The following is a 26870-nucleotide window of genomic DNA, read 5'->3' on the forward strand; positions in this document are numbered from 1 at the left end:
AGCAGGGGGAACCGATGTTTGAATCGGGCACACAAAAACCGACACTTTCCGCGTCTCGGGCCGATTTCGATTTCGATCGACTGAGCCGCAAGCCGGATGTCGAAGCCGACAACCTGTTCGCAGTGGACGCGAGCGACCGGCTGATCCTCGACGAGGCGGCCGGCGCGCTGGCCGGTGCCGGAGCCGGCAACGTCGCGATCCTCGAGGACCGCTATGGCGCCCTCACTCTCGGCGCGGCAGCCCTGCATGGTGCCCGCAAGTTGCGCGTCTACCAGGACGCCCTTTCTGGCGAGCACGCCCTGGAGCGCAACGCCAGCCAGTTCGGGCTTGACGATTGCTACCGTTCGCTGCCACTCGGCGAGGAGCTGCTCACCGGCGCCCGTGTCGTGCTGCTGCAGTTGCCGCGCAGCCTTGGAGAGCTCGACGAAATCGCCGGCGCGATCGCCCGTTACGCAGCCCCAGATGTGCTCGTCTTCGCCGGCGGCCGCATCAAGCACATGTCCGTGGGCATGAACGAGGTGTTGCGCCGCCACTTCGGCGCCCTCAACGTGACGCCTGCGCGCCAGAAGTCCCGCGTGCTCATTGCCACGTCACCGATTCAGACCGGCGCATCCGCCTGGCCGCACTCCGAGACCCACGACGACCTCGGCCTCATCGTGCGTGCCCACGGCGCGGCCTTCGCTGGCACGAGCGTTGACATCGGCACCCGGGCACTGCTCGACGTACTCGACCGGATGAAGCCCGACGCCGAATCTGCGATCGACCTCGGCTGCGGCACCGGCGTTCTCGCTGCTGCGCTGGCCCTCCAGCGGCCGCGACTGCGCGTGATCGCGAGCGACCAGTCTGCCGCGGCCGTGGCATCCGCTCGCGCCACCATGGACGCGAATGCCCTCGCCGAGCGCGTCACGGTGGTGCGCGATGACGCGCTCAGCAGCCGTGCGGAAGATTCGGCCGAGCTGATTCTGATCAACCCGCCGTTCCACATCGGCTCGTCCGTGCATGCCGGCATCGCACTCAAGCTGTTCGCGGACGCCGCGCGCGTGTTGAGCCCCGGTGGAGAACTGTGGGCCGTGTGGAACACGCACCTCGGCTACCGTCCCGAGCTCACGCGCATCGTGGGTCCGACGCGCCAGGTGGGCCGCAACACGAAGTTCACCGTGACGGTGTCGACGCGCCGCTAACCCTTTGGGGCTGGCCTCACGGCCAGCCCCAAAGGGTCATCGGCTAGTCGAGCGAGGTGCCCTTCGTGAGGGTCTTTCCCTGGAAGAACGACGGGTTGATCCGGCGCTGAACGAGCATCAGCACGATGCCCGAGATGAACAGCACCATGGCGAGCACGAACACCAGGCCGAGCCCGCCGATGTTCGAGCCGCTGCCGTACTCGGGGTTCATGCTGTCGATCAGGGTCGTCGCGAAGATGACGGTCAGGATGACGCCGCCGACCAGCGGTGCGAGGAACTTCAGGAAGAAGGCCCTGGCGTTCGAGAACGCCTCAGCCCGGAAGTACCACACGCACGCGAACGCGGTGACCCCGTAGTAGAAGCAGATCATCATGCCGAGGGTCAGGATGGTGTCGGTGAGCACGTCGGTGCTGAGCACTCGCAACACGGCGTAGAAGCCCCACGCCACAACCGCCGCGGCGATGGTGGCGAAGCCGGGGGACTTGAACCGCGGGCTGATGCTCGCGAACCGGCTCGGGAAAGCCTTGTAGTGACCCATGGCGAGCATGGTGCGCGCCGGTCCCACGAAGGTCGACTGTAGGGAGGCGGCCGAGCTGGACAGCACTGCAAGGGAGAGCAGGATAGCAAACGGCCCCATCACCGGGCCGGCGAGGGCCGCGAACACGTTGCCCTGGATGTCTTCGTTGCCCAGTCCGAGCTCGCCCGTGCCGATGCCAGCGAACATCAGGGCGGCGATGGCCACCAGGATGTATAGGGCAAAGATAATGGCCACGGTCAGCGTTGCGGCCCGGCCGGGCGTGGTCTTGGGGTTCTTCGTCTCCTCGTTCATGGTGAGGGTCACATCCCAGCCCCAGAAAATGAAGATGGAGAGCGAGACGCCTGCCGCGAAGGCCGAGAAGCTCGGCACGAGGAAGGGGTTGAACCAACTTGCGCTGAACGCGAGCTCGTCGAAAGCCGAGCCGTTGCCGTACTCGATCAGGGCGGCGACGCTGAACCAGACCAGCACGATGAGCTGGAACGCCACGAGGACGTATTGCACGGCCTTGGTGGTTTCCATGCCCCGGTAGGACACGTAACAGGCCAGCACCATGAAGACCAGACAGGTGACGATGTTGATGAGCACGTTGTTCGTGAGGTCGGCAAGGGCGGGGTTGTTGAAGAGCTGCGCGAGCGCCAGATAGAGGAAGTCGACGGCAACCCCGGCCAGGTTGGAGAGCACCACGACAGTGGCGACGATCAGCCCCCAGCCGCCCATCCAGCCGATCCAGGGTCCGAAGGCCCTGGTTGCCCAGGTGAAGGAGGTGCCGCTGTCGGGCATCGCCGCGTTGAGCTCCCGGTAGCCGAGGGCCACGAGAAGCATGGGGATGAATCCCACGAGGAAGATGCCGGGCATCTGCGTGCCGACCGCGGCGACCGTGGGGCCGAGGGAAGCTGTGAGTGTGTACGCCGGTGCGATGCACGAGATACCGATGACGGTGGCGCCGAGCAGACCGATCGAGCCGGCGCTGAGACCCTTGGCAGAGAGGCCGCCAGCGGACGGTAGCGCGGAAGCATCGGGCGTAGCGCTCGGCGAGGGGGTGTGTGCCATGATCCTGATCCTTGAATTCAGCTAAACGTGGGCAAAGCGTGCGGGATGTTGGGAACGACCACGAGCGGAACGGGCAAGCCGTGCAGCATGCGGTGGGCCGTGATGCCGAGGAAGATTCGGCTCGGGCTGGCCAGTCGGCTCGAACCGACGAAGGCGATTTCGTCGGGTCTCCAGTCGAGCGCCTCCACGGCGGCTTCAACGCTCGCACCCATGGCGACCTCGGTCGTGAGGGTTCCGCTCGCGCCCGAGCGTTTGCCGAAGTACTCCAGCACGCTGTCAAGGTGGGCGGCGCTGTCGTCCTTGGCGCTGTTGTCGTGCGCGCTGTGCGCCGTGCGCTCGTGGGCAGGTCGGCCGTGCGCGGCATCCGCTTCGACGAGCGTGACGAACCGGAGGTCAACGGGGAGATCTCGCGAGACGGCAACCATGGAATCGAGCAGCGCCTCCCACCCGGCCCGAGTTCCGATCGCGCAGGTGATGCGCGTGATGGAGTCGGGGGCGCGGTAGCCGCGGGGGGCGAGAGCAACGGGCACCGGCGAGGCGTGCAGCAGGGCGTTGGCCACGCTGCCGATGGTGAACCGGTTCAGGATGCCGCCTCGTGCGGCTCCGACCACGATGCGGTCCGAATCGAACTGGGCGGCCGCTGTGATGAGGCCCTCCGAGGTGGAATCGGCCCAGAGCACGTGCGTGGTGGCGACGACGTCATCCGGGATCTGTGCCACAGCTGCGGCGAGCCACTCCCGCGCCTGTTCTTCGAGTAGGGCGTCGAAGTCGGCACTCGAGGCGGGCACCTTCGCGGGTACGGCTGTGGACCGCTCGAGCACCAGACACACCCGAAGTTCCGCGCGGGTGAGGCGCGCGAGCGCCACGCCGAGTTCGATGGCCTCCTTGCCGCGGGCGGTCGCCTCGTAGGCGACGACATAGTTGGGGACTCGGGTCATTCCGCTACCTCCTGGTGGTGCTGGTCATGCTGGGTGTGGTCGTGGTCGTGGTCGTGGTCGTGCAGGGCGTGGTCCTGGCCCGGCGCGCAGTGCGCGGAGGGACTCGGAGCCACGTCGAGGGAGGGATTACGGTCGAAGAAGCCCACCGGTTTAAGCCAGAAGGCGACGGTGTCGCTCGGCATGATCGGCCAGTCCTCAGGCCTGGTGATGTGGTGGATACCGAAGACGTACCAGAGTACGAGGTCGGTATTGCGCACCGGGCGCTCGGCCTGAATCCACTCGGGCAGGCCGTGGTCGACACTGCTTTGGTTCACGAATTCGCCGCAGGGCCAGCGCTCCGATTCATCATTCGGTGTCACCCACACTGTGTGCCCGATCACCTGCGCGCGCTGGAATGCCGGGGCGGAGGGGTCGAAGAAAGACGGGATGGCCCCGCTCGGCACGAGCTTGTACGACACGGGGGTGCCGAGACCGTTGAGCGAGTTCTCGTTGACGACTTTCCAGGCGCGCTGGGTATTCCAGTCGAAGTCGTCGAACCCCTCCTGCTCGATCGGAGTGTTCACCTGGGTGAGGCCGAGTCCGTGTGGATTCTCCGTGCTGGTGGGCTGGATCTGGGTTTCGGAGCGGAAGACGGTGTTCTCGGTGCCGTCGATGTCGAGGTCCATCCGGGCCACGATGAAGTGCTGGTGGATGGGCGCGTACGTGCGCTTGTCCACGAGGGTACCGTTCGGATGCGGCTGGCCCTCGTCGATGTGGGTCACTACCATGATGCCGGTCGCGCGCACCTCGCACTCGATGTTGCCGTCTTCGTAGAACCGCCAGTACACGAGGTATTCGTAGTTTGCCACGGTGACGTGGAACGAGACGACGAGACGGCGCATCCGTCTCACCTCCACGTTGCCGTTGTGGTCGACGTGCTTCCAGAGCACCGCGTTGTCTTCCTCGTGCACGCAGAAGGCGTTGGGGATGTCATAGGGCTCGCCCGCGCTGTTGTGAAGCACCGCATCGATGTACTGCACCTCGCCGAGGCAGTCGCAGCCGAGCTCGAGGGACGTGGTCATGAAGCCGAGGCCCCACTCGCCGATGTCGAATGCGGTGCGGCGAAAATGGTCGACGCTGGGATCGCGGTACGGCACGACCATCTCCGAGAACGAGAGCCGGTTGGCAATGGGGCGTACGCGCTCGCCGCCGACCGCTGAACCGTCACGGTACCCCACGCGGTGCAGGGTCATACCCTCGCGATAGTTGAACCCGACCCGCATCGACCAGCCCTGCCACTGGATCAGGTGGCCGTCGATCGTGAAACCGGCCCCTTCGGGCTGCACGATGTCGAGCGGCGTGCGTGGCGGGCGCACGCTCTGGGCCCTGATGCGCTCCGGCACGAGGTGGGGCACGTATTCGCCCATGATCTCGGGGGTGTCGACGGTGAAGGAGTCCTCGATTTCGAGCAGCTCCATGGTGTTGACGTCGAGCACGAGGTGCAGGCCGTTCACCGGGCCGGCGTAGGGGTTGGCTTCGGCGGAGGCGCGCACCCAGATGTCGCACCAGCCGAGGCGGTGGCCGCGGTACTGGTCGGGGATCACGGCGTCGCCGTAGGTCCAGGTGTCGATGAAGACGAGGTCGAGGTCTGTGATGCCGCGCTTGGCGAGGGCTGCGATCACGTCGGGATGCACGCGCAGGGCGGCATCCGCTTCGTCCCACTCGTCCACGGTGAAGTTGGCCTGCACACCGGGCACGTGCGTGAACTCAAGCACCCGATCGTGCGTCAGCGACACGACCGACGTGTACGTGGCGTTCTCGGCCCGGTGCAGCACCACCAATCGGGCGAGCCGCTCCGGCACGGCGCCGTGCTGCTCGAAATCGGAGATGGCCTGTCGCGACGGCTCCACGAGTTCGATCGAGGCGAACCGCCACCCGGCTGCCACGCCGTGTTCCCGAGCGAGGATTGCGCTCGCGCCGGAGAACTCCTCGGCGGTCAGGGGATCAAGCGGATGCATGCCGGTGGTGCGGGCGTGTGAAGGCGACACAGATCTCATCCTCTGCAGTGAGCGACGGAACAACGTGAGGACAGACTACGGCTATTTCGGCCCATTCGTCCCGTTTTTGCGCGCGCCGGGCCGCGAAAGCGGGTGTTACGTCGGTTGTAGCGATCCCAGCCGACGATTCGCCAACTCTCGCGAGGGGATCGGGCGGCGGGCGAGCCGCACGAGGGTGGTGACCGACCAGGCCAGCAGCGCGACGAGAAGGGTGTTTCGCAGGGTCAGCAGCACGAGCGCGAACGGGTCGCCATCGATGAGCGGCAGGTACAGCACCGGGAATATCAGGGTCGTCAGAACGGCGATTCCCATCACGACGTAGCCGGGTGTGCGCCACGCCCGCCAGCCCCGGGCCACGCCGACGGCGACGATCGGGGCGATCCACAGCATGTACTGCGGCGATCCCACCTTGTTGAAGACGACGAAGGCGCTGACGAGGGCGAGCGCGCCGATCAGCAGGAGTTGTGCGGGGTCGGCGCGACGGTGATGTGCCAGAAGCATGAGCAGAAAAATGGCCGCGATCGCCGCGAACATGAGCGGCGTCATGACGGACGCCGCGGCATCCGCTCCCGGTCCGGTCACCTCACGCGTGGCGATCGCGTAGTTCTCATAGATGTGCGACCCCGGGTGCCCGAGGGCGGCGAGCCAGACCCACGGAGTTGTCACCGGAGCCTCGAGCTGCAAGGCCCGATCCGACTGCATGGTGACGAAGCCGGTCAGGTACCGCAGGCCGCCGAGCATCCACACGGATGCCACGATGCCCGCCGTGACACTTGCTCCCGTGACGACGACGGTCGCGCGGTGCCTCGACGCGGCCACGACAGCCAGCATGACGGCGGCCGGCCACACCTTGATCCACGTCGCCACCGTGAGCAGCACGGTCGCCGCGATCGGGTGACGCGCGAGCAACACGAGTCCCACGATCACGGTCGGGGCCGTGAGGCCCTCGAGCCGCAGCAGCCCAACGGGGCTGAGCACGAAACTCAGGCCGAGCCACCACCAGGCTGCGCGGTAGCCGCTGATCCGGCGCCCGAAGTCGGTGAGGGCGCAGACGGCGGCCGCATTCAACGCCACCGTCATCAGGAACCACAGAAACTGGTACAGGTAGGGCCCGCCGATGCCGGCTAGCGCGATCGGCCACAGGGCTCCGATCGGGTAGACCCACTGCACGTCGATGCCCTGCCAGATTCCGGTGCTGAAACCGAGCTCGGCCCACGTTCGGTACAGGGGAAGGTCGCCGAGCACCTTGCCGGTGAGCATGGCCGGGAGCAGTGCCGCAAGAAAGGCGACGTGCACTGCCGTGAAGCCGAGCACAAGCATTCGCGGGGTGCGAAGACGCAGCAGCCGATCGGCCGTGAGGGCCCTCTCGATGCGGCTGTCGAGCCGGTCTAATAGCAGGGACACGGTAACCACCTCGGCGCAGGCCGGGAATTCCCGGACGGACAGTGCCTGGAGCCTAGGACTCACCGGTGTCGCGCAGATGAACGGATGCTGTATTCGGCTCGCAGGTGCCGACACGCTGCGCCGGCGTGGCCTGGCCTACTCGGGCGGGGTCTCGCCGTTCAGCATGGCGAGCTTCCAGCCGGCCGGGTGATGGTGCACGAGGTTGAGCGACGCGTTGGTGATGCTGCCGACCTGCCGTTCCAGCACCCGCTCGAGGCTCAAGCGGATGAGCGTGCCGTGGCTCACCACGATGATGCGGGCACCCGGGTGCTCGTGCGCGAGCTGTTGGAGGGCATCGATGCCGCGCTCGGCGACATCCGATTCGGTTTCGGCGCCGTGGAACCCGCCAGGGAAGCGCAGCGCCTCGAGCTCCTCGCCGGCCTGCAGCCCCTCGGCCGGCCCGTAGTTGCGCTCGATCAAGCCGGGGATGCGGTGCCTCACCGTGAGGTCGAGGTCGGCGGCGATGAGGTCGGCGGTTTCGGCGGCGCGGGAGAGCGGGCTCGACACCACGAAGTCCCACTCGAAGGCGGAGAGCGGAGCCACGGCATCCGTTGCTTGGCCCCGTCCCACATCGTTCAACGGAATGTCGGTGGCGCCCTGGATGCGAAGCGCCGCGTTCCAATCGGTCTGGCCGTGGCGGATGAGGGCGAAAGTGGTCGTGGAGGTCACTCCTCTATTGTGCCTTAGCCTGAATCCACCGGTTGGCCTCTGATGAATTCTTGATTTGGGCGCGATCCTTTTTCGGGGTTTTGGGCTCGGTCGAGCTGTGGGCCTTGATGCCTGAGTGTTCCACTGGGGTTCCTGGTTGCGCCCGGTCGGGCTCGATGGTTAGGTGGCGGCGCGGCCGGGCGGGTTGCAAACGCTGGTGAACAGCGCCGACCAGCCTTCTTCCCAGGGCCAGCTTTCGGGCAGGTGCAATGTGACGCGTCGTGCCGACGTGGATACTCTGGCGGCGACGTTGATGAGTTTGCGGCGAACGGTCGCGGTGACGGCTTTTCCGAGGGCGGGATTGGCGAGGGTGCCGGCGGCGCGGGTGAGATTGAACGTGATGCAGGCCAGCACCAGCCAGGCGGCGTTGGCCGTGAATACGCCGGACGGGAAGTGCGCCATCGCCGACGCTTTCATGTCGGCGTTCAAATTTTCGATGATCGCATGGTGGCGGTGGGTTTTGTCGGCGTCAACGGTGTTCAGGGTGCTGGTGGTGAAGAACGCGTGAAAGCGGAACAGGTCGAAAAGGGTGCCTTGCCCGGCGGCGACGGTCTTGTTCAGTTCCGGGATGCGGCGCACGACGAGGCGTCCAGGGATTTGTTCGCTCTTCTTCTTGGAGCCGAACGCGGTGAAGGGGATTTCGGCGACTTCCGCGTCGGAGATCCACCGCCCGGTGGCGTCGTCGAAGATCGCATTGGTGTATTTGATCGGGGTCCACGCGGTATCGGGGATGGTGCTGATACCCGCTTTCACCAATGAATTCAGGCGTGCCGTGATCGAAACCATCGCCCCGGCACGGAGGGCAGCTTGGATGACGGCGCTGACGTAGTAGGCGCTGTCGGCTCGGAGGAGAAGCATTCCTTTTGCGGTTGGGCTGCGCAGTCGTTTCACGGTCGCGAGGGTGTCGGAGACGAATTTCTTTGCGCCGCGGGCGGAGTTGGTGGGGCCTTTGCGTAGCCGGGAGCTGACGATGATCGGAGCGGCCGATCCGGTGCTGACGATGGCGAGCAGGGCGTTGAGGCCGCGAACACCGGAGTAGCCAAACCCGGCGCCTTGCTTCTTATATCCGTGCACTTCCCTGATGGTGTCGTCAATATCGACCAGGGCGAGGTCGTCGATACCGGTCACGATCGGCGTGACGGCGCCGAGGTTCTGCAGCCACCGGGACGCGGCGGCGTCGAGCTGGCGGACATGGCCAAAAGCGAACGCGCGCAGGAACGATCCCAGGGTCGAGGGCGCATAGGTTCCGGTGAACAATTTCCGGAGAGCGCCGTGCCGGAGCACGGCCATATCGTCGATGGAGTCGGCGCCGGTGAGCATTCCTGCGACCAGTGCCAGCGCTTTCAGGCCGGCATTCGCGCCGAAGTAACCGGGCAGTTTCACCCACTCATCGACCAGCGCGCCGAGGCCTGTTTTCTCGGCCAGAGCCATCGTGGGCACCAGTCCGGCCGACGACACGAGATTGGGGTCGTCGAAGGATGCAGAAAAGGACCGGTGAGTGTGAGAAAGTTGCATCTACGAGATGCCTCCTTGATCGTTGAATAGTTTGTCTAAGTAACAACTATTTTAGCTGATCAGAGGGGTATTCTCGGTTTAACGCGCCGTCAGAATCTGAGGTCGACCGGTGGATTCAGGCTAAGCGTGTGGCCCAGCGTCAGCCAAGCGCAAGACAATAGGATTTATCAACCGGTGGGAGAAACATGTTGGCTGCAGTAATAGCTGGGACACTGGTCATTGCAGCGGGCATCGGATTGATTTGGAAGAGGGTTCGGGTTGCCCGCTTCTATCAGAATGCGATTCGGGCCTTTTGGGGGACGCTCGGTGACCTACCGGCACGCGCCATGACGCTGGGAACCGTCGGAATGGTGGGAATCCTGTTCACGCTCAGTGGCGCGGTAATTCTTGCCAGTGAACTCACACGTCAATGACGGCTACGCCATAGTGGGGTTGATCATTTCTTCGAAATACTGCTCTTTACTCTGGGCGCCGTTTCGGGCGTCTTCGGGATCGTCGTGCTTTTTCTTCGCAAGCGAGTCGTTGATTTGGTGAGCAGACGGTACGACCGAGTCAACGCGAATTATCGTGTCCAAGGCCAGGCGGAAATCGACCCGACGCGTATACCAAAGTTGAAATCAGTCATATTCATCGGAGTGAGTTCCTGCCTCTTCGCAGTCCTCTGCTTCACCATTGCCTCGTCGACGGCCGAATGAGGTACATCGGTAGGAATCGCACTTTTGAGCCCACCTCGAAGTCTCAGCCCGGGGGCTCTGGGTAGATGGAATCCTGCTTGCCTGAATGCAGTCGCTTTTGTTGTCGGTTGCCGGTGCGGTGGCCATCGCGATGGGCACCGGAATTACTGGGCAGAGGTTACGGATCGCTGAACTGGAGGAATGTCTCCACTCGAGGGGAAAGCCAGAGGATTCTCGGACATGCGCTGGAGGATCGGTGCAATCCTGAGGTGGTTTCTGCAGAAAGTGCCCAGTCGCCGCGCGGGTCGTCGAGGCCCATGGAGTTTTGCAATCAACCCACAGTGGGATTTCTCTAAAAATCCAAGCGAACGATGAAGGGCCCCCGAGAAATCGGGGGCCCTTCATCGTTTAAGGAAAATTACTCGCTCGGGCAGCGTCGGTGATCGAGCCCGACCGTGCCCGGAGGGTACCAATGTCCTGTGCCCCGTACGAGGGTAATGCGTGTTATTTCGGGCTTGTTCTCACATATGCGCACTGGAATTCTTCTCAGAAGCAGAAGAAACGCGAAATTTCTGTGAAGAATTCTTGGGAACACGTGTTGCATCTGCGCCACTCTTTAGTTACAAGCCGACAGCGGTTCTCCGCTTCAGCAGTCCAGAGGTCAGTTCATCCAAAACGTCGAAGGAATACACATGACCGTCTATGAAGACGATACCCAAGCCATCGAAGCCTTGAAGAAGGTCTACGGCAGCAGCTGGGACGCAATCAACCCCGAGTCCGTTGCTCGTATGCGCGCTCAGAACCGCTTCAAGACGGGACTGGATATTGCCCAGTACACCGCCGACATTATGCGCAAGGACATGGCGGAGTACGACGCCGACTCCTCCGTTTACACCCAGTCACTGGGTGTCTGGCACGGCTTCATCGGACAGCAGAAGCTGATCTCGATCAAGAAGCACCTCAAGACCACGAACAAGCGCTACCTGTACCTGTCCGGCTGGATGATCGCAGCGCTGCGCAGCGAGTTCGGCCCGCTCCCCGACCAGTCCATGCACGAGAAGACGTCGGTTCCCGCGCTCATCGCCGAGCTCTACACGTTCCTCCGCCAGGCCGACGCCCGCGAGCTCGACCTGATCTTTACGGAACTAGACAGTGCCCGTTCCGCAGGGGACACGGCCAAGGTCGCCGCACTTCAGGCGCAGGTCGACAACTACGAGACCCACGTCGTGCCGATCATCGCCGACATCGACGCCGGTTTCGGTAACCCCGAGGCCACGTACCTGCTCGCCAAGAAGATGATCGAGGCTGGCGCCTGCGCCATCCAGATCGAGAACCAGGTCTCGGACGAGAAGCAGTGTGGCCACCAGGACGGTAAGGTCACGGTTCCTCACGAGGACTTCATCGCCAAGCTCAACGCCGTGCGCTACGCGTTCCTCGAGGTCGGAATCGACAACGGCGTGATCGTCTCGCGTACCGACTCGCTCGGTGCAGGCCTCACGCAGAAGATCGCGGTGACCTACCAGGCCGGCGACCTCGGCGACCAGTACAACTCCTTCCTGGACTGCGAAGAGATCACCGAGGCCGAACTCGGCAACGGCGACCTGGTCATCAAGCGCGAAGGCAAGCTGCTCCGCCCGAAGCGCCTCGCCAGCAACCTGTTCCAGTTCCGTGCCGGTACCGGAGAGGCGCGCTGCGTACTCGACAGCATCACCTCACTCCAGAACGGTGCAGACCTGCTCTGGATCGAGACCGAGAAGCCGCACATCGGCCAGATCGCCGCGATGATGAACCAGGTGCGCGAGGTTATTCCGAACGCCAAACTCGTCTACAACAACAGCCCGTCGTTCAACTGGACCCTCAACTTCCGCCAGCAGGCCTACGACACGCTGGTCGAAGAGGGCAAGGACGTGTCGGCTTACGACCGCGCCAAGCTCATGAGCGTTGTCTACGACGACACCCAGCTCGCCCAGGACGCCGACGAGAAGATCCGCACCTTCCAGCGCGACAGCTCGAAAGAGGCTGGCATCTTCCACCACCTCATCACGCTGCCGACGTACCACACGGCCGCACTCTCGACCGATGACCTGGCCAAGGGCTACTTCGCCGACCAGGGCATGCTCGCCTACGTCAAGGGCGTGCAGCGCCGCGAAATCCGCGAGGGAATCGCCACGGTCAAGCACCAGAACATGTCCGGCTCCGACCTGGGTGACAACCACAAGGAGTACTTCGCCGGCGAAGCCGCGCTGAAGGCCGGCGGCGCGAACAACACGATGAACCAGTTCGAAGAGCCGACGTTGGTTAGCCACTAACGCAGCAGCTTGAGCTAGAACGGAAGAAGCCCCAGTCATATGACTGGGGCTTCTTCGTGCGCTCACACGTGATGGTCGCGACGTGCGGTGCTGCGTTTGCGAAACCAATAGATCAGGTAGGCGGCGGAAACGAGCAGGAGGCCCACTCCGACATACCACGATGACGTGAAGAAGAGAAAGAGCAGTCCGACGAGTGCGAAGACCACGATCGGAACGAGATTCACGGAATCCAACTTGTCGTTCACTCAGAACGCCTCCCACGAGAAACCTGCGCGTCAGTTGGCAGCAGAATACTCCTGCTGATCCCTTCTTGTCGGCACGATTTGCGCCTCTGCGGTGACCTGATCGGAGCTTTCGGCGCGCACGGCGGCGATTCCACCGAGGATCAGGGCTCCACCCACGAGCTGAATTGGCGTGAGATTCTCGCCGAGGAGCAGCCACGCAAACAGTGACGCGAAAACGACCTCGAGCAGGGCAACGAAGGATGCCATCCGTGATCCGAGAGCCGCGGCCGCCGTGATGCCCGCTGCGTAGGCGAGCGAGGTGGCGACAACAGCGACGACGAGCAGGGGAACCCACCAGGGCAGGACTGTACCGAAGAGGGGAACGCCACTGAACGTCGCGGTAAAGGGCAGCAGCCCGGTAGAGCCAAGAATTCCCAGCAAGAGTCCGCCGATCACCAGGCCCGATGCCGCGAAGGCCACCGGGGGCAGCCCGTCGCTCGGGCGGGCCGCCATCACGAAGAATACCGCGCAGCTGACCATGGCGAGGGTCGCAAACAGGAGGCCGATCGGGTTGACGGCCTGCACAGCGCCGGGACCGATCACGAGCACGAGGCCGCAGACGGCGAGGGCGGAGCCGACGAGAACCAGAGGCCGCGGCATCCGCTTAGTCGTGACCCAGGCGACAGCCACGAGAAGGAGCGGCGCGAGTAGTTCGATGAGCAGGGCGGTGGAGACCGGAATGGTCTGGATGGCCGCGAAGTAGGTGAGTTGGTGAATATTGGCTTCGATGGACACCACCTATGGTGCGGTTGAGCCCCACTGTTCAGATGCGTGACTTGCATCGTTCAGCCCCACTACCGGCGTGGTTGAGCCCCACCTGAAAAGCTCCTTCCACCAGGTGAGCGCCACCTGGTGGAAGGAGTACCGGTAATGGTACGGAAGATCAAAGCGAAGCAGATCCTGCAGCTTCGTAATCAGGGCTTGTCGCGACGGGCGATCGAGTCCGCCCAGGGCATGTCCCGGCACAGCATTCGAGCGGTGCTCGATGCTGCAGAGCGGCTCGGGCTCGGCTGGGATGACGTCGCCGAGTTGTCGGAGGCCGCGGTGTATTCGACGTTGTTCCCCGGCCGCGGCGTCCACGAGTCTGTCTTCGCGCAGCCGGACTGGGGCCGGGTGCATACCGAACTCGCGCGGGTGGGAGTGACGTTGAAGCTGTTGCACCAGGAGTATGTCGACCAGGCAGCGATGGCGCAGGCGACGATGAGTTACGACCGGTTCTGCCGGCTCTATGCCGAGCACGCCGCAGTCTCGGGGGCGACATCCCGGGTCGGCCACAAAGCCGGCCGCAGCATCGAGGTCGACTGGTCCGGGCCGACGATGCAACTGCTCGACCCGACGACGGGCGAGATGTCGAAGGTGTATTTATTCGTCGCGTGCCTGCCGTTCAGCCGCTATGCGTTTGTTGAAGCGACCCTGGATATGCGGCAGGAGGCGTGGTTGCGTGCGCACACGGCGATGTTCGCCTTCTTCGGCGGCAGCGTCCCGCGCCTGGTGCCGGACAACTTGAAGACCGGAGTCATCTCCCACCCCAAGGAGGGCGAAGTCGTTCTCAACGATGCCTACCGGGAAATGGCGGCGCACTACTCGGCGGCGGTGCTGCCCGGGAGGGTTCGGCACCCGCGCGACAAAAGTAGCACTGAGAACACGGTGGCCCATGTCGCGACCTGGGTCATCGCCGGTTTGAGGAAGGAGACGTTCACCTCGCTGGCGCAGTTGCGCCGGCGAATCCGGGAACAGATGGAGGCCTACAACCGGGAGCCTTTCCAGAAACGTGTCGGGTCCCGCCTCAGCGTGTTCACCACCGAGGAGAAGCCGTTGTTGCAGGCGCTGCCGGCGGCACCGTTTGAAATCAGCACGTGGTCCTATAAACGCAAGGTCAACGCCAACGCCCACGTGGTCTGGGCCAAGAATTTCTACTCCGTTCCCTTCAGCCACATCGGCGCCCTGGTGGACCTTCGCCTCACCGAGACGGTGTTAGAGGTTTATCGGCGCGATGAGCGTCTGGCCAGCCATTTGCTGCTGCCAGCAACGACCAGCAACCAGTATCGGACCAACGATGCGGACTTGCCCGAGGGGCGCAGCTTCCAGGCCTGGGACCGACCTCGGATCGAGGAATGGGCCGCGCGGATCGGGCCGGCAACACTCACCGTGACGGCCAAGATCTTCGAGACCGTCTTCATCGACGAGGCCGGCTTCGACGCCGCACTGGCCGTGCTGAAACTCTCGCGCCGTTTCCCGTCGGCCCGGGTCGAGGCCGCCTGCGCACTCGCGCTGCGGGGCCCGGTCCGCTCTCCGCGTTATGCGCATTTGCGACCGATCCTCGATACCGGGCAAGACAAAACCGGACAGGCCCCTGAACCGGAACCGGACCATGGCGGTTACGTTCGTGGCAGCGCTTATTACGCCGGAGGGAACCGTTGAGCGCTCTGGACGGTGAGACCAAACGCAAGCTCCGCGAGATGAACGCCGGCGAGCTCCTGCAGGCCATCGACCTGCAGGACGAGATTCTCTCGATCAGCCTGACCTTCGAGGAACGGGTCCGGCTCGTTGTTGACGACGCCTACTCGACGTTCATGCATTCCAAGGTTGACGGGCTGATCCGGCGGGCGGGACTTCGTTATCCGAACGCGGATCTGCGCCGCATCGACCTCCTTGACGAGCGCGGCCTCAACCGGCAGGTGCTGACCCAGCTCGGGACCTGCTCGTTCGTCACCCGGCAACAGAACGTCGTCTTCCAAGGCTTCACCGGGTCGGGAAAGTCGTATCTAGGATGCGCTCTCGCCAAACGTGCTTGCGAGCATCGCATCCGCGCCCATTACGTCCGAATGCCCGACCTCGAGGAAGCTTGGGTCGCCGCCCAGGATACAACCGGTGGGGCGGGAAAGTTCCTGCGGAAGTATGCCGCCTTCACGCTCTTGGTCATCGATGAGTGGCTGCTGGATAAGCCGACGGAATCGATGCGGACGATGCTGCTGGAGCTGATGGAGCGCCGTTACGGCGAGACGTCGACGGTGTTCTGCACCCAGTATCAGCAGAAGGACTGGCACCAACGCCTCGGCGCCGGCGTTCACGCCGACGCCATCATGGATCGCATCATCCACAACACGACCTGGGTCGACACTGGCACCTACAACATGAGAGAACAAGCCGCCCTCGCGACCGCGTAATCGGTGACGGGGAGCACCAGTGGGGCTGAGCCACACCACCCCTGGTGCTCTTCCGCACGACTGGTGGGGCTCAACGGCACGATCGGGTGGGGCTCAACGGCTCGAATACTCATTGGGTGGCGGCGACTCCGACCGCTGCCATCACAAGAACGCGGCGGCGCGCGCGCCAGAGGGCGTTCCACCTGCCGCGAAGGGAAACAATGGCGAATGGAAGTAGCACGAGCGCTCCGATCAGGGCGCGTGCGGTGACGGCGGCCGTCGGCGACCAGCCCGCCTCGAGGAGCGGCTTGATGAATGCGCCGGATGTTCCGAACGAGACGGCCGCGAGCACGGCTACCATCAGGCCCGCCGACGTTGACATGACTCTCACACTGACTCCCTGTTTTGGTCGACAGTTATGGTCTAGACTGCCTTTAGACAGTAACAATACGAGAGAAGGTGTGAGGAGTCAACATGCATTTTGCCCCTGACACAGAGGACTCCCTGGAATTTGCGGTCGCCCTCGGAAACACCCACCCCGGGGCATCGCGAAGCGGCGTAGATGAGCTCGCCAGTGTGGATCAGTTGCTCGCCCTCGTGGCGGGGTACCCCTTCTCTGGACGGATCGACGGCGATGAGGTCGAACTGCGAGACGTGCGACAGGCCCGGGAGCTCATTCGGCAGGTGTGGACTCTCGACCGCGATGCCGCCGTGGCAGTCGTGAATCGCATGCTGCGGGACGCGAAGGCGCTGCCGTACCTGGCGCGGCACGACGGATCCGACTGGCACCTGCACGCAACCTCGCCCGACGCTCCGCTGGGGGAGCGAATGCGGGTGGAGGCATCACTCGCGCTTACTGACGTTATTCGTATGAACGAGACACGACGCCTGCGGCTCTGTGAAGCGGATGATTGCACCGGCCTCATCCTGGATCTGTCCCGGAACGGCTCCAAGCGCTACTGCAGCGTTCGGTGCGGCAGCCGCATGAACATGATCGCCTTCCGTGGACGGCAGGCGGGCGACGCCTAGCGGCATCCGCTCTCTGGGTTAGTGGTGTCGATGTGCGCTCGGTAGGTTTGCCTGCATGCCAAGAATCCTGCGGTTCGGGCGTCGTGGCACATTTTGGTCGGCCGCCGCCGTTCTGGCCCTGTGCCTGTGGGCGAGCGGTGCGCCGAGCGTGCTCTACCCGGTCTACGCGGCGGAGTGGAACCTGTCGTCGGTTGTCACGACCTCGGTATTCGGCGCCTACCCGCTGGCGCTCCTTGTCGTTCTGTTGGTCTTCGGTGGGCTGTCCGACGCGATCGGCCGTCGGCGCGCGATGCTGGTGGGCGTGGCACTCATCACGCTGTCGGCGGCGATCTTCGCCGTGGCGCCGAACGTGGGCTTTCTCTTTGCCGGGCGCGTGCTGCAGGGCGTAGGCACGGGATTTGCGATCGGGGCGGCCAGCGCGGCCCTCGTGGAGAACAACACCTCGCGCAACCCGCGGTTCGCGAGCTCGATGGCCACGGTGTCCACCTCGACGGGGTTGACCCTTGCGCTCTTCGCTTCCGGGGTGCTGGTGCAGTTGGCGCCCCTACCTCTCGTGCTCAGCTTTGCGGTTCTGTTTGTGCTGGGACTGTTCGTGCTCGGTCTGGTGTGGTGCACGCCCGGTGATGCGCCCCACACGCTGGTTCGCGTGCGGCCGCAGGCCCCACGTTTTCCGCGCGGCATGATGCGGGTGTTCATGCTGTCAACGGTATCCGTCGCCGTGGCATATTCCATTGGCGCCATGTTTCTGTCCCTGGGCGCCCAGATGGCCAGGGACCTCACTGGAACGAGCAACGTGATGGTCGTCGGCGGGCTGCTCGCCGTCTCCTCACTGACCATCGGCGTGACCGCTCTGCTCCTCAGCCGGGTGCACGCCCACCTCTCGATCATGATCGGTGCCGTGGTGTCGCTCGCCGGACTTGGCCTCATGGCGGCCACGACGGCATCCGGTTCGGTGGTGCTTTTCCTGGTGTGGTGCGTGGTGGGCGGCATCGGATACTCCTTCGCGTTCACGGGCGGGCTGACCCTGCTCAACCGCACGGCCCCCGAGCATCACCGCGGCGGAACCCTGTCGCTGATGTACCTCTTCAGCTACCTGATGCAGGCGGTGACGGCGATCGGGGCGGGGGCCCTCGTCACGGGCCTCGGCCTCGGAGTGGCCCTCGGTATCGCCGTGCCCGTGCTCGGGGTTCTCTGCATGGTGGGGCTGGTCCTTGCGGCGGTGGACCTCGTGGCCCGGCGCCGGATTTTCCTGGATGCGGCGCTGGGGGCTTCGCCCAGCGAGGCCGCATAGAGTCGATGGAGCATTCCCGCCTCACTGTTCTACCGAAAGGCCCCGCCATGATCACCACCCTGCCCAAGGTCGAGCTGCACCTGCACATCGAGGGAACGCTCGAGCCGGAGCTCATCATGCAACTGGCCGAGCGCAACGGCATCCGCTTGCCCTATGCCGATCTCGACGACCTGCGGCGACAGTACGAGTTCACCGACCTGCAGTCATTTCTGAACCTCTACTACGCCAACCTCGACGTGCTGGTGACCGAGCAGGATTTCAGCGACCTCACGCGCGCGTACCTCAAACGGGCTCAGGCGGCCGGGGTGCGGCACGCGGAGATCTTCATGGATCCGCAGGCGCACACCTCCCGCGGGATCGCCCTCGCGACCTGCGTGAACGGGGTCTCCCAGGCGTTGGCCGACAGTGTGACGGAGTTCGGAATATCGACGTCACTCATTGTGACGTTCCTGCGCGACCGACCGGCTGCGGAGGCACTCGAGGTGCTCACCGAGCTGATCTCCCTCGACGCGCCGATCATTGGCATTGGCCTGGACTCGGCCGAGGTGGGGCATCCACCGATCGATTTCGTCGAGGTGTTCGCGCTCGCACGGGCACACGGGCTCGAGTGCGTGGCGCACGCGGGCGAGGAGGGCCCGCCGGAGTACGTGTGGCAGGCGCTCGACCTCCTGAAGGTGTCGCGCATCGACCACGGCATTCGCAGCCTCGAAGACGACGCGCTCGTGGACTACCTCGTGCAGAATGAGATCCCCCTCACGGTCTGCCCGTTCTCCAACGTGCGACTGCGGGTCGTCGACCGCCTCGAAGACCACCCACTGCCGGCGATGCTCGCGCGTGGACTGCTCGTGACGATCAACTCCGACGACCCGGCCTACTTCGGCAGCTACCTCGACGACAACTTTCGCGGCCTGCAGCAGACGTTCGGGCTCGATGCGCCCGCGATGGCCGCCCTCTCGCGCAACGCCGTTCAGGCTGCCTTTCTCGCGGATGCCGAGCGGGCGCCGCTTCTCGCCGAGATCGAGGCCTGGCTCGCGGAGCAGCTCTAGCGCGCCTCAGTCGACTGGAGTCACCCGCGGGGGAATCACAGCCACGACGTCGATCTCCACCAGGATATCGAGGAGTTGAGACCCGACTGTGGTTCGCACGGGAAACGGTGCCGTGAAGAATTCCGCGTAGGCGCGGTTGTACTCAGCGAAATCGCGCTTCAGATGCTGTAAATGCACGGTCACCTTGACGCAGTCATCGAGCGTTGCGCCCTGCTCGGCGAGAACGGCAGAAAGGTTGCGCAACACCTGCCGAGTCTGGTCACCAACGTTGTCGGGCATGACGCCGGTTTCGGGTTCGTGGGGAGCGAATCCAGCGCTGAAGAAGAGACCGTGAGAGATCACCGCCTGGCTGTACGGGCCGATCGGACGTGGAGCTCGGGCCGTGTCGACCACAATTTTCGTCATGACAGTCCTTCGTCTTGTTCGGTCTCAGGCGTTCAGGAGGGGAGGACGTCCGAAGGGGACGGCGTCGGAGTACGCCGATGCAGCGCGCAGTACGAGGCGATCAGCATGACGCGGGCCGACGATCTGCAACCCGATCGGCAGGCCGGTGGATGTCGTGCCGCACGGCACGGTTGCGGCCGGTTGCTGGGTGAGATTGAACGGATAGGTGAACGGCGTCCATTCCGCCCATCGCGTGAGGCCTGATCCCGCCGGGACCTCGTGACCGATATCGAAGGCTCCCATGGGGAGGGTCGGTGTCACCAGCAGGTCGTAAGTCTCGTGGAACGCACCCATCTGTAGTCCCAGGTCAGCCCGAACCTGGGTGGCGGCCAGAAAGTCCATGGCGCTGAAGCCCTGGCCCGCGCGGGCAACCTCGAGAAGACCGGGATCGAGTTCGTTCCAGCGTTCGGGGTCGAAAGCCTGGATGACCTTGCCCGCACCCGCGAACCAGAGCGTGTGATATGCATCAATCGGGTCACTGAAACCGGGGTTGACCTCCTCGACGATGGCGCCGAGATCCGCCAGGACCTTGACCGCCGCGTCCACGGATGCCGCAACGTCGGGGTCGACATCGGCGAATCCGAGGTCGCGGCTGTAGCCGATACGCAAACCGGCGATGCCGGATTTGAGTCCGGTCTGGAAGGATGCCGTCGGCTGGGCCAGGGCGGACCAGTCGCGCGAGTCGAACCCGGTGAGCACATCCATCATGAGGGCGGCGTCGTCGACTGTTCTCGTCATGGGCCCGATATGCGCCAGTGTGCCGAAAGGGCTCGTCGGATAGAGCGGCACGGCACCGTAGGTCGGTTTCACTCCGACTATCCCCGAGAACGCCGCCGGGATCCGCACCGAGCCGCCGCCGTCGGTCCCCACAGACAGGGCACCCATACCGAGAGCGACGGCGGCAGCAGAGCCACCGCTGGACCCGCCGCTGGTCTTCGTGGGATCCCAGGGGTTGCCTGTGTTGCCGATCAGTGGGTTGTCGGTGACACCCTTCCACCCGAATTCGGGCGTGGTGGTCTTTCCGATGAGCACGGCGCCGGCCTCACGCAGCCGAGCGACGGAGGGGGCATCCTCCGTGGGGTCCTGTTCGTCGCTGATCAGACGCGACCCGCGCATGGTGGGCCAGCCGCGGGTCAGAAGGAGATCCTTGATGCTGGTGGGCACGCCGTCGAGGGTCCCTTGGGGAGTTCCTGCCTGCCAGCGGGTTTCGGATTCTCGTGCCTGCCGCAGGGTCTCGGTTTCGTCCACCAGGCAGAACGCGTTGACTATGCCATCGAAGCGTTCAATGCGCTCCAAGGCGGCTTGCGCGGCTTCAACGGGGGACACCGTTTTGCGGCGGAATGCGGAGAGGAGTTCGATGGCGGTCATGTCGGCAAGGTCGGTCATTGTCCTAGTGTGAGGGTGAAAGAAGAAGATTGTCAACAATCGACCTTGCCTCCGGCGCACCGCAGTTATAGGGTGTCTATTGTTGACAATCTACTTCTATACGAGCTGAGGACGTTCCGATGACCACGCTGAGCCCCCTGTTGAAGCAAGCCACTCCCGTCGTCGTTGACCGAGCGCTCGGCAGCTGGATCTACGGCACGGATGGATCGACGTATCTCGACTTCACCAGCGGAATCGGCGTGACCAGCACCGGTCACTGCCACCCAGCTGTCGTCGCGGCGGCCCGCGAGCAAACCGGCCGTATCATCCATGCTCAGTACACGACAGTGATGCACAAGCCGCTGTTGGAACTCACGCAGAAGCTCGGTGATGTGCTCCCCGCGGCCCTGGACAGCGTCTTCTACGCCACGTCCGGTTCAGAGGCCGTCGAGGCGTCCATCCGACTCGCCCGGATGGCCACCGGCCGACCCAATATCATCGCTTTTCACGGCGGATTCCACGGCCGGACCGTCGCCGCGGCCTCCCTCACCACAGCCGGTACCAAGTTCCGCGCCGGCTTCAGCCCCCTCATGGGAGGCGTGCACATCGCGCCGTTCCCCTACGCCTTTCGCTACGGCTGGGACGTGGACACGGCCGTCGACTTCGCCCTGAAGGAACTGGACTACCTGTTGCAGACGATCTCGTCGCCCGCCGACACGGCCGGGTTCATCATCGAACCCGTTCTCGGGGACGGCGGGTACTTGCCCACCCCGCCGCGCTTCCTGGAGGGACTACGCGAGCGCGCCGACCGCCACGGCATCGTGCTCATCCTTGATGAGGTGCAGGCGGGATTCGGTCGCACGGGCAAGTTCTGGGGACACCAGTTCAGCAGCATCACTCCTGACATCCTGATCACCGCCAAGGGACTCGCCAGCGGGTTCCCGATCTCGGCCATCGCAGCATCGAGCGCCCTGATGAGCAAGGGATGGGCCGGATCGCAGGGGGGAACTTATGGCGGGAATGCCGTCGCCGCCGCCGCCGCCGTGGCGACGATCGGCGTCGTTCAGGACGAAAACCTCGTCGAGAATGCCCGGGTGCGCGGCAATCAGCTGCGCGTGGGGCTCGATCGCCTGGCACTCGACAACGCGCTCATCGGAGATGTGCGCGGTCTCGGCCTCATGCAGGGCATCGAATTCGTGACGGATGCCGGCGAGCCGAACGGCGCCCTGGCCGGGGCCGTGCAGCAGGCCGCTGTCGCGGAAAACCTGCTGCTGCTTACCTGCGGCTCCGCCGGCAACGTCATTCGCATGATTCCGGCCCTGATTGTGTCGGCCGAGGAGATCGAAACCGGTCTCGAACGCTTCTCCGGCGCGCTTCGCGCCGCCCAGCGTGAGCTCGTTTCGCAGCGGGCCTAGACAAACAGGGGACATATCGGAAATCAGGGGGAGGAGAGGTGGTGCGGCGATGACGGACACGGCAGCGGGGGCCCTTGTGGCGCTGCGCGCGCGCGGAATCGAGGTCGACACCACCTCTCGGCGACGATCCGAGTACGCATATGACGCCTCGAACTACCGGATCGAGCCCCTCGGCGTGATCTTTCCCCGCGACGCGGCAGAGGTGGCCCGCGTGCTGGAGACCTGCCACACGTGTGCCGTTCCGGTGGTTCCCCGCGGCGGCGGCACGTCGATGGCCGGGGGTGCCGTCGGCCCCGGGATCGTGCTGGATTTCTCGCGCCACATGGCCGCGGTGCTGAACATCGACGCGGGCGCCCGTGAGGCCACGGCCGAGGCCGGCATCGTGCTCACCACGTTCCAGCGGGAGGTGGAGCGCGCCTCGGATGGCGCGTTGACCTTTGCGCCAGATCCTTCCAGCAAATCGCGCGCCACCCTCGGCGGGTCGATCGCCAACGATGCCTGCGGCAATCATTCCGTGCGAGACGGGCGCACGTCGGATCACGTCATCTCACTCGATGTGGTGACGGCGGAGGGGCTGCGCCTCACGGCCACGCGCTCGGGCCTCGAGGCAACCGTTGACGGCGACGAGCCGGCCCGGGCGCGAGCGGTCGAGCTGACCGCGGAGCTCCGCAGTCTGGTCAGCGCGAGTCTGAGCGATTTTCGCCTCGAGCTCGGGCGTATTCCGCGTCAGGTGTCCGGTTTCCACCTCTCGCACCTGCTGCCGGAGAACGGATTCGACGTAGCCCGTTCGCTGGTGGGCAGTGAGGGAACCTGCGTCATCGTGGTGAGCGCGACCGTGAAGTTGGTGCCGACTCCGGGTGCCGCCTTGCTCCTGAGCCTGGGCTATGACGACGTCGTCGACGCGGCCAAAGACATCATGACGATCCTCGAGTTCTCCCCGGCCGCGGTCGAGGGCATCGACGAGGCGATCGTCGACACCATGCGGCACCGCCGCGGACCCGATTCCGTGGTCGGGCTGCCCACCGGAAGGGCCTGGCTGTACGTCGACCTCGACGGCGACAACTTGGCAGAGGTCACGGCCACCGCAGAGCGCCTGCTCGTACGCCTCCGCGAGAACGGCCGACTCGTGGACGGCCGCGTAGTGCCGAACCTCGAAGAGCGGGCCTCGCTGTGGCGGGTTCGGGAAGACGGAGCCGGTCTCTCCGCCCGCCTGCACACCGGCGGGGAATCCTGGCCGGGCTGGGAGGACTCCGCCGTCGCGCCCGAGAACCTGGCCGCCTACCTGGCCGACTTCCGTGATCTTCTGGCCCGGTTCGACCTGCAGGGAGTTCTCTACGGCCATTTCGGCGCCGGCTGCATGCATGTGCGCATCACCTTCGACCTGCGAACGGATGCCGGGCGAGCCGTGATGGACGCCTTCATGCGTGCCGCCGCCCGCCTCGTGGTCACGCACGGAGGCTCACTGTCCGGCGAGCACGGGGACGGCCGTGCTCGCAGCGAACTGCTGCCGCTGATGTACTCCCCGGCCATGCTGGCGGCCTTCGACCGCTTCAAGCGCGTCTGGGACTCACGGGGAATCCTGAACCCCGGCGTGCTCGTGCAGCCCGATTCCTTCATGGACAACCTGGCCCTCAGCGGCATCCCGGAGCGCGAATGGCGAACGAGCTTCGACCTCACCCCGGTCACGTCGGCTCCGGCCGGCCACGGCCTCGACCCGTTCGTGCATGCCGTGCAGGCGTGCGTGGGCATCGGCCGCTGCCGATCGGACGCCGGGGGAGTGATGTGCCCGAGCTTCCGCGCCACCGGAGACGAGAAGGACTCCACGCGTGGCCGCTCGCGAGTGCTGCAGGACATGGTTCGCGGTGCCACGAGTGTGGAGAAGGGCTGGCGCTCGGAAGACGTGCGCGAGGCCCTCGATTTGTGCCTGTCCTGCAAGGCCTGTTCCACGGACTGCCCCGTGGGCGTGGACATGGCCACCTATAAGTCGGAGTTCTTCTCCAACTTCTATCGGCGCCGGTTGAGGCCGATGTCGCACTACTCGCTCGGCTGGCTGCCGACCTGGCTCAAGCTGACCGTTCACGTGGCGCCGCTGCTGAACCTCGTGCTGTCGACGCCGCTGCGTCGGGTCGTCGCCGTGCTCGGTGGACTGACCACCAAGCGTGCCCTGCCGAAATTCGCCAGTGCCGCTCAGCTCCGCCGTGAACTCCCCCCGATGACTGCTCCCCGTGCCGCCGGCCCGGCCGACATCGTTCTCGTGGTCGACAGCTTCACGAAGGGGTTCCGCCCCGAGGTGGCCGGGGCCGCCCAGCGCGTTCTCGGCGCCGCCGGCAAGACCGTGGAGTGCAACGCCGATGTCTGCTGCGGCCTGACCCTGATCTCCACGGGCCAGCTGGACAAGGCCAGGAAGCTGCTCACCCGGGCAGCGGTTGCCCTCGACGACGGCTCCGATGCGCCGATCGTCGTGATCGAACCGAGCTGCGCGGCGGCCTTCAAGAAGGATCTGCCCGAACTCATTCACACGGATGCCGCCCGCCGGGTGTCGCGGCGCATCCGCAGTTTCGCCGGAATGGTGACCGAGCTCGCCCAGGCGGGGTGGCAGCCGAACTGGCCCGACGGCGCCGTGCCCCCCTCGGTCACCGTGCAGACCCACTGCCACGAATACTCGGTGTTCGGGGCCGCATCACAGACGGCCGCACTGCGCGCCGTCGGCGTGGCATCCGTGCGCGAGGCAACGGGGTGCTGCGGTGTCGCCGGCAACTTCGGCTTCGAACCCAGCCACTTCGACATCAGCATGCAGGTGGCCGAGCAGGCGCTGATTCCGGCGCTTCGACAAACGGACGCCCGCACCCCGGTTCTCGCCGACGGCTTCAGCTGCCAGATGCAGATCATGCAGCTGGATGCCCAGCGAACCACCCTTCACCTCGCCGAGCTGCTCGACGGCTCCGCACCCCACGAATTCGACAACAGCAAAGGACGATCATGACCCTGACCGACATGACTAAAGCGGCCCGACCCGTTCTCGCCGAACTGAAGACGCGCCTCTACCTGAACGACGAGTGGGTTGATGCCGAGGGCGGCAAAACGTTCGCGGTGGAGAACCCGGCCACCGGCGAGATTCTCGCGCACGTCGCCGATGGATCCGTCGCCGACGCGGAACGGGCCATCAACGCCGCCGGTGCGGCGCAGTCCGACTGGGCGAAGACATCACCCCGTGTCCGCAGCGAGATCCTGCGCCGCGCGTACGACCTCATCATCGAGCGGACGGAGGAGCTCGCGGCGCTCATGACAGCCGAGATGGGTAAACCGCTGGCCGAAGCCCGCGGCGAGGTGGCCTACGGTGCCGAGTTCTTTCGCTGGTTCTCGGAGGAGGCCGTGCGGATCAGCGGGGATTACACGACCACCGGCGACGGCAAGAACCGCATCGTCGTGACTCGGGTTCCCGTGGGTCCGTGCGTGCTCGTCACGCCCTGGAACTTTCCCCTCGCGATGGGCACGCGCAAGATCGGACCGGCCATCGCGGCCGGCTGCACCATCGTGTTCAAGCCGGCCGCCCAGACACCGCTGACCTCGCTGGCACTGGTCGACATTCTGCACGAGGCAGGCCTGCCTAAGGGCGTGCTGAACGTGGTCACGACCACGCGGGCATCCGAGGTGGTGGGCAACTGGATGAGCAGCGGCGTCGCGCGCAAGGTCAGCTTCACGGGGTCCACCGCGGTCGGCAAGATCCTGCTGACGCAGGCGGCCGAAAACGTGATGCGGTCCTCGATGGAGCTCGGCGGCAACGCGCCCTTCATAGTCTGCGCTGATGCGAATATCGACCGAGCCGTCGACGGCGCGATGATGGCCAAACTGCGCAACATGGGCGAAGCCTGCACGGCGGCGAACCGCTTTCTGGTGCACCGTTCCGTGGCCGTGGAATTCACCGAGAAGCTCGCCGCGCGCATGTCGGCCCTCACCGTGGGGGACGGCGCTGTGGCCGGTACCGACATCGGTCCGCTGGTGGATGAAGCCGGGCTCGACAAGGTTCAGGATTTCGTGGATGATGCGGTGACGAGAGGTGCGAGAATTGTGGTTGGCGGATTTCGGCCGGAAGGTTCCGGCTACTTCTACCAGCCCACCGTTCTCGCCGACGTCAGTCCGGATTCGGCGCTCATGAGTGCGGAGATTTTTGGACCGGTTGCTCCCATCGTTGTCTTCGACGACGAGAACGAGGCCATCCGGCTGGCCAACGACACGGAATGGGGACTGGTGGGATACGTCTTTACCCAGGACATCGACCGTGCCCTCCGCATGGGTGAGGAGCTCGAGGTGGGCATGGTGGGAGTCAACACCGGACTCGTGTCGAATCCGGCAGCGCCCTTCGGCGGCGTCAAGCAGTCGGGCCTGGGGCGCGAGGGCGGGCGCCTCGGCATCGATGAATACCTGGAATACAAATACCTGGCGATTCCGCGCTGATCC

21 protein-coding genes are annotated in these 26870 nt (G+C 65.0%); 10 read left to right on the top strand and 11 right to left on the bottom strand.

Features of this window, described 5'->3' with window-relative positions; all coding sequences use genetic code 11:
• Positions 1 to 14 precede the first annotated feature (14 nt).
• A complete protein-coding gene (locus BJ997_RS18515; protein ID WP_035836376.1) occupies positions 15 to 1181 on the top strand; it encodes a class I SAM-dependent methyltransferase in 1167 nt (388 codons plus the stop codon).
• A 43-nt stretch (positions 1182 to 1224) separates the two neighbouring features.
• Here BJ997_RS18515 and BJ997_RS18520 read toward each other — a convergent pair whose 3' ends face one another.
• From BJ997_RS18520 to BJ997_RS18545, 6 genes are all read right to left on the bottom strand, one after another.
• Positions 1225 to 2769 carry an APC family permease gene (locus BJ997_RS18520; RefSeq protein ID WP_084141176.1) on the bottom strand — a complete coding sequence of 515 codons (1545 nt, stop codon included), beginning with the start codon at positions 2767 to 2769 and terminating at the stop codon, positions 1225 to 1227.
• A gap of 17 nt (positions 2770 to 2786) precedes the next feature.
• A complete protein-coding gene (locus BJ997_RS18525) occupies positions 2787 to 3707 on the bottom strand; it encodes a universal stress protein (protein WP_035836377.1) in 921 nt (306 codons plus the stop codon).
• A complete protein-coding gene (locus tag BJ997_RS18530; RefSeq protein WP_236628928.1) occupies positions 3704 to 5734 on the bottom strand; it encodes a primary-amine oxidase in 2031 nt (676 codons plus the stop codon). Before BJ997_RS18530 ends, BJ997_RS18525 begins: the two co-directional genes overlap by 4 nt.
• 105 nt (positions 5735 to 5839) lie before the next feature.
• Positions 5840 to 7147: a glycosyltransferase 87 family protein gene (locus BJ997_RS18535; protein ID WP_152602157.1), complete on the bottom strand. Its 1308-nt coding sequence runs from the start codon at positions 7145 to 7147 to the stop codon at positions 5840 to 5842.
• Positions 7148 to 7282: 135 nt separating this feature from the next.
• Entirely contained in the window at positions 7283 to 7855 is a 573-nt protein-coding gene (locus BJ997_RS18540; protein WP_035836378.1) for a histidine phosphatase family protein, read from the bottom strand.
• A 159-nt stretch (positions 7856 to 8014) separates the two neighbouring features.
• Positions 8015 to 9409 (bottom strand): IS1380 family transposase, encoded by a 1395-nt coding sequence (locus tag BJ997_RS18545; RefSeq protein ID WP_035841044.1) that lies wholly within the window; start codon positions 9407 to 9409, stop codon positions 8015 to 8017.
• A gap of 1366 nt (positions 9410 to 10775) precedes the next feature.
• Here BJ997_RS18545 and BJ997_RS18550 point away from each other — a divergent pair.
• Entirely contained in the window at positions 10776 to 12392 is a 1617-nt protein-coding gene (locus tag BJ997_RS18550) for an isocitrate lyase (protein WP_035840741.1), read from the top strand.
• A 62-nt stretch (positions 12393 to 12454) separates the two neighbouring features.
• On the opposite strand, the gene BJ997_RS18555 is transcribed toward BJ997_RS18550, so the two are convergent.
• Positions 12455 to 12637 carry an LPXTG cell wall anchor domain-containing protein gene (locus BJ997_RS18555; RefSeq protein ID WP_035840738.1) on the bottom strand — a complete coding sequence of 61 codons (183 nt, stop codon included), beginning with the start codon at positions 12635 to 12637 and terminating at the stop codon, positions 12455 to 12457.
• A 30-nt stretch (positions 12638 to 12667) separates the two neighbouring features.
• A complete protein-coding gene (locus BJ997_RS18560) occupies positions 12668 to 13411 on the bottom strand; it encodes a DMT family transporter (RefSeq protein ID WP_338080932.1) in 744 nt (247 codons plus the stop codon).
• 135 nt (positions 13412 to 13546) lie between these two features.
• Between BJ997_RS18560 and istA the strand changes: the two genes are divergently transcribed.
• Both istA and BJ997_RS18570 read left to right on the top strand, forming a co-directional pair.
• Positions 13547 to 15097: an IS21 family transposase gene (istA, locus tag BJ997_RS18565; RefSeq protein WP_035841013.1), complete on the top strand. Its 1551-nt coding sequence runs from the start codon at positions 13547 to 13549 to the stop codon at positions 15095 to 15097.
• The gene (locus BJ997_RS18570; RefSeq protein WP_183323283.1) at positions 15094 to 15843 is read left to right on the top strand and encodes an ATP-binding protein; all 750 of its coding nucleotides are present in this window, start codon (positions 15094 to 15096) and stop codon (positions 15841 to 15843) included. The genes istA and BJ997_RS18570 overlap by 4 nt, the downstream gene beginning before the upstream one ends.
• Positions 15844 to 15952: 109 nt before the next feature.
• Here BJ997_RS18570 and BJ997_RS18575 read toward each other — a convergent pair whose 3' ends face one another.
• A complete protein-coding gene (locus BJ997_RS18575; protein ID WP_035837201.1) occupies positions 15953 to 16204 on the bottom strand; it encodes an EamA family transporter in 252 nt (83 codons plus the stop codon).
• Between the two features lie 92 nt (positions 16205 to 16296).
• Between BJ997_RS18575 and BJ997_RS18580 the strand changes: the two genes are divergently transcribed.
• From BJ997_RS18580 to BJ997_RS18590, 3 genes are read left to right on the top strand one after another with little or no spacing between them, the layout of a single operon-like run.
• A complete protein-coding gene (locus BJ997_RS18580) occupies positions 16297 to 16851 on the top strand; it encodes a CGNR zinc finger domain-containing protein (RefSeq protein ID WP_084141286.1) in 555 nt (184 codons plus the stop codon).
• A gap of 55 nt (positions 16852 to 16906) precedes the next feature.
• Positions 16907 to 18142 carry an MFS transporter gene (locus tag BJ997_RS18585; RefSeq protein WP_052542361.1) on the top strand — a complete coding sequence of 412 codons (1236 nt, stop codon included), beginning with the start codon at positions 16907 to 16909 and terminating at the stop codon, positions 18140 to 18142.
• A 47-nt stretch (positions 18143 to 18189) separates the two neighbouring features.
• On the top strand, positions 18190 to 19188 hold the full coding sequence (locus tag BJ997_RS18590) for an adenosine deaminase (RefSeq protein ID WP_035837202.1): 999 nt from the start codon (positions 18190 to 18192) through the stop codon (positions 19186 to 19188).
• A 6-nt stretch (positions 19189 to 19194) separates the two neighbouring features.
• On the opposite strand, the gene BJ997_RS18595 is transcribed toward BJ997_RS18590, so the two are convergent.
• Both BJ997_RS18595 and BJ997_RS18600 read right to left on the bottom strand, forming a co-directional pair.
• Positions 19195 to 19593 (bottom strand): RidA family protein, encoded by a 399-nt coding sequence (locus BJ997_RS18595; protein ID WP_035837203.1) that lies wholly within the window; start codon positions 19591 to 19593, stop codon positions 19195 to 19197.
• A gap of 24 nt (positions 19594 to 19617) precedes the next feature.
• Positions 19618 to 21018, bottom strand: coding sequence for an amidase (locus tag BJ997_RS18600; RefSeq protein ID WP_035837204.1), 1401 nt, complete (start codon positions 21016 to 21018; stop codon positions 19618 to 19620).
• Positions 21019 to 21137: 119 nt separating this feature from the next.
• Between BJ997_RS18600 and BJ997_RS18605 the strand changes: the two genes are divergently transcribed.
• The 3 genes from BJ997_RS18605 to BJ997_RS18615 are packed head-to-tail and all read left to right on the top strand — an operon-like array spanning position 21138 to position 26867.
• Entirely contained in the window at positions 21138 to 22412 is a 1275-nt protein-coding gene (locus BJ997_RS18605; protein WP_035837205.1) for an aspartate aminotransferase family protein, read from the top strand.
• A gap of 49 nt (positions 22413 to 22461) precedes the next feature.
• Positions 22462 to 25395, top strand: a complete 2934-nt coding sequence (locus tag BJ997_RS18610) for an FAD-binding and (Fe-S)-binding domain-containing protein (protein WP_035837206.1) — start codon at positions 22462 to 22464, stop codon at positions 25393 to 25395.
• Positions 25392 to 26867, top strand: coding sequence for an NAD-dependent succinate-semialdehyde dehydrogenase (locus tag BJ997_RS18615; RefSeq protein ID WP_084141288.1), 1476 nt, complete (start codon positions 25392 to 25394; stop codon positions 26865 to 26867). The genes BJ997_RS18610 and BJ997_RS18615 overlap by 4 nt, the downstream gene beginning before the upstream one ends.
• Positions 26868 to 26870 lie beyond the last annotated feature (3 nt).

Origin of the sequence: Cryobacterium roopkundense, from assembly GCF_014200405.1 — a bacterium.
In the GTDB taxonomy this organism is placed as follows: Bacteria; Actinomycetota; Actinomycetes; order Actinomycetales; family Microbacteriaceae; genus Cryobacterium; species Cryobacterium roopkundense.